The sequence below is a fragment of the Acetivibrio sp. genome (assembly GCF_035371925.1).
In the GTDB taxonomy this organism is placed as follows: Bacteria; Bacillota; Clostridia; order Acetivibrionales; family Acetivibrionaceae; genus Hungateiclostridium.
Genome location: NZ_DAORXT010000115.1, coordinates 1 through 8,254, shown reverse-complemented (window position 1 = coordinate 8,254; position 8,254 = coordinate 1). Strand labels below are relative to the sequence as shown.

5 protein-coding genes and 1 tRNA gene are annotated in these 8,254 nt (G+C 36.9%); 2 read left to right on the top strand and 4 right to left on the bottom strand.

Annotated features, from left to right (window positions below; all coding sequences use genetic code 11):
- Positions 1-103: 103 nt before the first annotated feature.
- Positions 104-1,192 carry a type II CAAX endopeptidase family protein gene (locus PLH43_RS12250; protein WP_324363520.1) on the top strand — a complete coding sequence of 363 codons (1,089 nt, stop codon included), beginning with the start codon at positions 104-106 and terminating at the stop codon, positions 1,190-1,192.
- A 99-nt stretch (positions 1,193-1,291) separates the two neighbouring features.
- On the opposite strand, the gene PLH43_RS12245 is transcribed toward PLH43_RS12250, so the two are convergent.
- Positions 1,292-2,323 (bottom strand): ATP-binding protein, encoded by a 1,032-nt coding sequence (locus PLH43_RS12245; protein ID WP_324363518.1) that lies wholly within the window; start codon positions 2,321-2,323, stop codon positions 1,292-1,294.
- 39 nt (positions 2,324-2,362) lie between these two features.
- The gene (locus PLH43_RS12240) at positions 2,363-3,343 is read right to left on the bottom strand and encodes a DnaD domain protein (RefSeq protein WP_324363517.1); all 981 of its coding nucleotides are present in this window, start codon (positions 3,341-3,343) and stop codon (positions 2,363-2,365) included.
- A gap of 269 nt (positions 3,344-3,612) precedes the next feature.
- Between PLH43_RS12240 and PLH43_RS12235 the strand changes: the two genes are divergently transcribed.
- Positions 3,613-3,689: transfer RNA gene (locus tag PLH43_RS12235), tRNA-Arg, on the top strand.
- Positions 3,690-3,885: 196 nt separating this feature from the next.
- Here the strand turns inward: PLH43_RS12235 and PLH43_RS12230 are convergent.
- Both PLH43_RS12230 and PLH43_RS12225 read right to left on the bottom strand, forming a co-directional pair.
- Positions 3,886-4,968, bottom strand: coding sequence for a DUF5050 domain-containing protein (locus PLH43_RS12230; RefSeq protein WP_324363514.1), 1,083 nt, complete (start codon positions 4,966-4,968; stop codon positions 3,886-3,888).
- A 210-nt stretch (positions 4,969-5,178) separates the two neighbouring features.
- Positions 5,179-8,178 (bottom strand): cellulose binding domain-containing protein, encoded by a 3,000-nt coding sequence (locus PLH43_RS12225; RefSeq protein ID WP_324363512.1) that lies wholly within the window; start codon positions 8,176-8,178, stop codon positions 5,179-5,181.
- Positions 8,179-8,254: the final 76 nt, after the last annotated feature.

Here is an 8,254-nt window from a genome sequence, read left to right as displayed (position 1 = left end):
AGGTTTTATTATGTATTGGTAATCTTTAATAATTATTATAAATAGTCTATAATATAAATACATGGCGCTTTAGCTTTGCATTAACTATGAAGGGGGAAAAGTCATGGAAGAGTTTTTAATGGGGCAAAGCAGTATGGATAAACCGGAAGCGGAAAAACAGGCTGAAGATGCTAAAATGCCAAGCATAATGCAGGTGGGAACGCTTTATTCCCTGGCGGTATTACTTATGGTGTTTGTGTCTACCAGATTGCAAACAAAACTGGGCTTCAACCTTGGAGGAGCTCTTGCGGAGATTCTGCTTATAATGCTTCCGCCGTTGCTTTTTTTGATATTGTTCAAGTTTGATGTAAAAAAGGTGTTGAGAATAAACAAAACGGGCTTTATGAATTTTTTTCTGACGTTTTGGATAATGCTATTTTCTATACCTGTAGTAGGTTTATTTAATATTTTGAACATGGTTTTGGTAAAGCTTTTGTTTGGTACTGTGGAGGTTAGCCAGGTTCCTGTTGGAAACGATGCTATAGGTTTTCTTGTCAGCATACTGGTTATAGGAGCCTCTGCCGGGATATGTGAGGAGCTTTTGTTTAGAGGGGTAATCCAAAGGGGCTTTGAGAGGCTGGGGACAGTCAAATCTATTCTAATTACCGCATTTCTATTTGGACTTCTCCATTTTGATTTTCAGAAGCTTTTCGGAACTTTTGCACTGGGAGCGTTAATAGGTTTTCTGGTATACAGGAGTAATTCCATATTTGTCGGAATGTTTGCCCATTTTACCAACAACTCTATAGCAGTGGCTGCACTTTTTCTGTCAATGAAGATGACTGAGTACATGGAGAAAATGGGGCTCTCCGGTGCGAATGAAATGAACACAACCAATGTGGGAGATGTGCTTGGTGAGCTTTCAAAGCTTTCCGGAGCCCAGATTGCCGCAGTAATAATCTTTTATTCGGTGGTGTTTGTTTTTATGGCAGCAATTTTCGGATTACTTCTTTATGCTTTCATTAAGAATACATCAAAGGATGTCAGGGAAATAAAGGAAGATAGATCCTCGGTTAAAGCAGTGGATTTTATTGCCCTTGTACCGGGTATTTTGATGGTGGCTTTAATCTATGTGTTCAACGGACTGCAAATGGCGGGAACTGTTGATGTTGAGACTTTGAGGAGCATTTTAAAGGCTATAGGAATAGGCTGACAAGTATTAAGGAGGACATACCCTTTTTTAGGATATGTCCTTTTTTAGTTTCGAGAAAAAAAGTTTGTCTCCTCATTTATTTCTAAGCCAAAGCCTGTCTCAAACGCCTTGCGCAGTCTTTTTCAGCACTCTGATATCGTTTCCTGCAAACCGGAACAGGTCGAATCCTCCTATAATTCTTGATACTATTCTTTCGTCATAGTATTCATTAAGCAGGTTGATTCCGAGGTTGGTAGCTATGATGGTCTTGCAGGGTGCGGACAAATTATTCTCATGCCGCGTGTTTAGTATATTCAGAAGTTCTGCGTATCTTGTCGCCGTTGGAGATTCGGTTCCAAGGTCATCTATAATAAGGAGCTCAACATTGAAGATATCGGAGTATGCGGTATCTTCAAATTCATCGTCCTTTAGAGCCGACAGTCTGTAATCGTTGATAACCTTGAACAGGGACTGGGCTGTCTGATACAGTACAGTTCTGCCTTTTTTTAAAAGTTCTGCGGCTATGCAGTTTATCATAAAGGTTTTGCCAACTCCTGTGGGTCCGCTGAAAAAAAGGTTTTTATTCTGCGGATTGTCGATATTATCAATAAACGCCTGGGCTCGCTGCCGTATTTTTAATATATTCTCCCTTGGAGAAATTCGTATTCCGTACTTTTTTTCATTGATTTCATCGGGATAAAAGTTTTCGTTGAAAGCAGAGAAGTTCTCCACATCCAAAACCTTTATATTGGACTGCTTAAAAAGGTGGTTGATATATTGCTGGCGGTAGCAGGAGCATTTTTCCGTACCGGTCTTTGTTTCTACAAAGCCGGTGTCCTTGCATTGTTGGCATTGGAATTCAAGCTCGAGATAATTCTCGGGATAGGAGTGATTTGCCAGCAATTGCTTCTTTTCCTTTTTAAGGCATTCGATTTTTTCCAAAAGCTCGCTTACTGCTTTGTCCGAAGGTTCAATGCCAAGGAGTATGGACTTATTGTATTTTACTCCTATGAGCTGTATTTGATTGTCTATTTCCGCAATTCGGGGTATCTTTTTATAAACCTCTTCTCTTTTCAATAATTGCCTGTAAGAGGCTGCCTGTTGTCTTGCTTCATATTCATTTATTATTATGCGGTGAATATCCCTGCTCATGCTGCCTCCTTGTTTCCCGTTACATTATTGCATTGGGGTTTAAGCATTTTCATAAAGACTGTTTAAATACTCATCCTCATATTTTCTTTGCTCAAAATTGCCTTTTTGGGGCACAGTGACAGAGGAAGATGCCACGGAGCCGGTTTTGGAATTTTTCTTTCTTCGTGTGGTTTCATATACGGCAACCTCTTCTTTGGTTTTAAGGCTGTTATTGTGCCAGTCGGTAATTATGCTGTTTAGATAATCAAAATTCGGGTTTGTTTTAGACGTTGTCTTTTTTAATGCAAGCTCAATGATGTCAATGTCGTACCCATAATCCATAACCCACTTTTCAACATATTCCTCTTCAAACTCGGTGAGGTTTCGGCCGAGTTTCAGCTTCTTGACAATGGCACTGCGAATATCCTTGAATTTTTTGTACTCGATAGAGTAATTGTCAAGGTCAAAGGAATTTCTAATATTTCTGTTTTTCCAGTTTTCGGCAACTTTTTCTATGTACGGTTTAATAAGACCTTTGTGGTCAAAACAATATTGAAACAGCGCCAACATGACATCTTCGTCAAATTTATAACGGTCAAACCACGCGTCGATATCGGTATACCATGAGGGCGACATAATGCCTTGGAAAAATGTATTGTTTATGGTATAAATTATTTCGTTGCGCTTTTTGTTCTTTTCGCAGTTGGATGCTGCCTCTTCCGGTGTTGATGTGGTTTTTAAACGGTACATTTTTTTGATTTCCTTTTCTTTAAGGTCATGAAGCACAAGACCGTTTTCCTTCCAGGAAAGCACACCGAGATTTTCAAGCTGGGCAAGGCATTCCTTTACCTTTGGGACTTCCAGCCCCAAACTTTTAGCAAACTCTTCTGTTGAAGCATTTTTGTTGTGTTTGCTTAAGAATAGACAGTATAAATACACCTTTACACTATCGGAGCTGAGCAAAGGCATATACTCGGTAATAAAAATATCCGGAACCAAAGTATCCGAATACAAAATGGATTTGTATGACTCGAAAAACACTATATCAACCCCTCACTGTAATGGGAAAATATTCTCGTTCAAATATTTTTATTATATCATATAAAATTGACATGTTACAGGAATAATAAACCTTGTATGAAGTATTCAAGGAAAATAAACTTGTTCTAAACTTGTTTTTGAAGTGTTTTGGCAATCGGACAGGTATTTTGGAATTCTTTTTTAACGTTGTTTATAAAAAAGAAAATAATGGTGTTGATTTTTTTTAAAATTTGTATTATCATATTATGTGTTCATTAAAATTAAGTTGTGCGCCCATAGCTCAATTGGATAGAGCGTTTGACTACGGATCAAAAGGCTAGGGGTTCGACTCCTCTTGGGCGCGCCAAAGAACATGATATCAGGCGGATTTAAAAGGATTCGCCTGATATCTTTTATTAATAAAAATTCTAAGTGAATAAATAGCGGTAATTTCTATAAACATAAAAAAATAAAACAGGAGTAAAAATTATTTTTTGCCACTCCTGTTTTATTTTTATTTTATTTACAAGAAGGAGTTAATGCTACAAGCTCTTTAATTTAAACTAAAAGTCTTGAGATTCTAATATAGTATCAATAACGGTTATAGAGTTGTCGTTCAAATCCAGTTTGCACAATTCAAGCTTTTCTCCTATGGAATCGCGGTCACTGTATTTTTTTCTTGCCGACAATATATAGTACAGACTGTTATCGCTTTCGTTGTATGAAAAACCTTCGAGACTGCTTTCAATAGTATAATTACTTCCTGTGACAACATCATACCTGGTAATAAGATTAAGCTTGTTGTCTTTTTTTGAGATGCTGAATATGGCCGCATCTCTTGGGTTCTTCATGTGCCTTGCTTCAAAATACATTGTGTCATCGATGGTATATTTTGAATTTCTTATTGTAAAATTCTCATAGTCCGCACGAAGGTATTGGCTAAGCTCCGATTGATTGAAAGGATAATTCAGCGTCATTATTGAGTTGTATTGCGCTTCCGATACATCACCGGTATCTTCGTAGTCGACGGTGGAAATAGCTCTGTATTTGTTTATAAGCTCTCCTGTTTCTTCGCCTAAGTCGTTTCTACCGCCGTTACCCTTAAATATAATAAGTTTATATATTATCAGGTCATTGGCCACCAGCATTGACCCTATTCTCTGGCATTCTACGCTGGCAATTTCGGTTTTCTCGGAACCGTCAAAGGACTGCTTGATAATATTGTGAGTATAGTTGGTATTGCGTATGATTTTGTCATCGGAAATTCTTTTGGTATAATATAAGTAATTGTCATATATATTGATGTTTGAAATTTCTCCTGTTTCCAACTCAACTTTGTTTGAACCGTCCTTGTTGATTTTGTAAAGACCTTCGGTGTTTGAATAGAAAACATACTCGTCTGTTACAGCAAGAGAACCGCAGGTTATAGCATTTTTTATTGAGGTATCGAGGCTTATGGGGGTGTTTATTTTTTCCTTTATGTACTTAGACTGAGAAATTTGAGAATTCTTTGAAGGTTGAGATGGGTCAGAAGGTGATTTCGAACCAAGTTTGGATACAAGGACTATAAACACCAAAATAAGAATTACGGTTGAGGAAATCAACATTATTTTTGAATTGTTTTTTTTGTTTTGCTCAGTGCTCATTATTTGACCTCCTGATAAATTTTTACAATCGACAATATTTTTAGGTTGTACATGACATAATATAAAATAGCATGTACGAACATATTGTAACATATAACTTTACAATATTACATAACAATTATTTGACATATCTAATTTTTTAGCCTGTTATTAATAAAATAAGAGCTCCGGTTTTAAAATCCGGAGCTCTTTGTAAAGTTTTTTATTGGTTTAGTTGATATCCTTCTTGTATTCTACATTAAATTTAATTTTGTCGAACGGCACTACAACTTCAAATTCATTTTCATCTTCAGATTTCTCATCGTCATCGTTTTTGTCTTCATATAATTTGTATGTTATTGTAGGTCCGTCAGTATCAACTGTACCTGTAATAGTCAGAGTATCCTCGATGAATTCGTCGGAATTGTTGACAATTAGCGTCAGGTACAGCTCTTTGCCGTTTAAGTCGTATCTTAAGCCGTTATTGGTACTTGTAAGGGTTGCAAGCTTATCACCGGTGAAGGTGTAGCTGATATTGTATTTGTTACCGGATGGCACAAGTTCCGACAATTTGACAATCGACTCTTTTGTATTACCCGGTTTTGCAAAATACAGTTCAACAGGCTTGAGGTAGCTGGGCAGCGACAGTTCAAATTTTGCTGAACTGATTTTCAGGTTTTCTACAGCTAATTTAGGTGGCATACTGTTTGCCTGATATGCCAATTCATTTATAATCCAAAGAGATTGTATATCTTCTAATGAAGGACGATAGTAAGATTTCTCTTCGGAGCTGGAGATATTAAGTCCTAAGTCTTTTGCAAGGTTTTCCAAATCGCTGACTTTTATTTCTGATTCTTTTGCACCCATTTTTATATTTAATTCTCTGATATAAGTGCTCAAATCAACAAGTATAATTTTTATTTTACCTTTCCCGGATTTGTTATAATTGTCAATTAATTTCATTATTTCTCTAACATATTCATTTCCTTCATTGCTGCCTTTTTCCTCACCAATGTAAAGATCTTCGGTGTTAAATTCCGGATCGGTTTCAAATTTGCTGCCAGGTACATGCGATATAGTGTATGCGTTCGGATCAAGACCTGTAAAGATGTATATATATTTATCTGACTCAGGGGCGGAGTATTTATTAAATGCATCCAAAGCTTTTCTCAATCCGTCACCAAGATTGCTTTTCTTGCTTTTTTCATCTGGTGTCAGCTCTATAGTAAAGTTTAGGAATTCCTCCCTTTCTGTGGCAGCATTGAAGAATTTCCAGTCATCATAAACGTGAGACTTATTTATATTTGCATAATCCGAATAGGTAATAATACCTGCTTTTGTATATTCATCGAAAATATATGGAAGTAATGCTATTGCGTTCCTAATGGTGTCAAAACCTTCAGTAGATTTTAAAGCATCCTCGATTTCTTCCAATTGTCCGTCACTGGGGCCTTTAAATTTATTGTTACCTGCTGTACTTTCAATGGAATTTGCAACAAAACTTCCTTGTATATCATTGCCTTGACCCTGAATGACAATTTTTCCGTTTGGGGCAAAGGCAACACCATTGACAGTGGAGTTGTTTGTTTCAATATAAATGTTGCCGTATTTTGTTATAAGATACACATCATTCAATATTCCGCTATTACCTTGTAAGACTATATCACCGTAAGCATATATAAAAGTAGTTGTAGCTCCATCGACTAAATCTTGCTTGATATTATTGACACTTATCATAAGATTGCCGTCAAAAAACATGTTAGCCTTAAGTACAAATTTAGCGTCACTATGGGACTGTTTTAAGACATATTCCGGGAAGGAGTTATTATATTTGCGGCTACGTATTCCCGATTCTTTTGAATTATATGAAACAGATATAGATTTGTCATTGTCATCATAGAAAAACTCTGCAGTGCTTTTTTGCCAATCAGGGTTTGTAAGAGCAGGAGGATAATAGGTTGGAATTATTTCCTCCAAAAACAAAAACTTGGCTTCATCTTTTGTAGGCAGTTCTGTAACCTTATCCTGTATCATTGTGAATAAATTTGAATAGTCGTCATTTTCATCCGGTATAAGATAGCGGTCATACCTGCTTGCCTCAGCTTCACTCATCTTTTTTTCCTGACTGCCTAAGGGTCTGTCACCAGATGAAATAATTTTCTCCTTATACTCCACTTTTCCATCTATACCAAAGTTTGCTAGGTAAAACTTCATTGTATCTCTTGTAAATACGTCACCTTCAATTGTTACATTATCGCCTTGGTATACAGAATCACCGCTGGAGAATAGACAATATTTAAAAATGCCAAGTAGGCCAGGCTCTGTCTTCGTAGATTCATAAGAAGAATCAAGCAGAATCAAAGCTTCTTTTTTCCTTGGAGAAAAACCGACATCTACCGAACCTTTATGGCTGAACCCAACATCGGCAGGTTCAAATAATCCTGCAGGCGAAGGAGTTGGTCCAATTATATTTCCTGAAGCGGTAGCAAGTATTTTTTCACCTGCAGGCACTGCGGGTGAGGGAGAAGGAGAAACTAAAGGTGTCGAACTTGGGGTTGGAAGTTTGGATGTTTCACTGGGCAACACACCTGTCAAAAGCAAGAAATCGGATTTTTTGGGTTCGTAAATGAATACCGGTACTCTTCCAGATGCAAAAACATTTTCAGGCAAAAAAGGAGAATAATAGTTGTTATTTGAAAAGTCATTGGATTGATCGAAGTCGCGGGAACTGTCGTTCTCTTTAATATCAAGCTCAATGTATATAGGTTTACGGTCACAGTTTAGTTCTACAGAACCGGTAAAGCTTATTTCAACATAGCTGTCGGCACCAGGATAAGACAAACCTGTTGTTACCAATGAGGTTTTAACCAATTCTGGATCAAAACTCTTTGCATTTGTACCAAACGATTTTACATCAACTTGTATAGGAGAGCAGCCATCATTAGTGAAGTAGTATCTTAGCTTGATATCATCCAAGTTTATATTTAATCCTTTATTTAAATTGATAATACCAAGCTGCAAAGCTATAGTGTCTTTTGGGACACCTGATATAATGTTTTTTAATGTTACATGAATCTGGTTGCTTGAAGCCGGAAGTTCAGCCTTTTTTTCTTCAGCCGCAAAAACATTTTGAGCAAAAAGGCCGTTAAAACCCGTTATTAATGAAAGGTTGAAGAAAATACTAAGAACCATTACGAATGCAAAGGTCCGAAAATAAAAATTTCGTTTCATGTACATACCTCCCGAATATTTTTTTAATGCTCTCGAAAACTCGTATTGCTTTCGAGGTCTCTATTTCAGGAGCAAG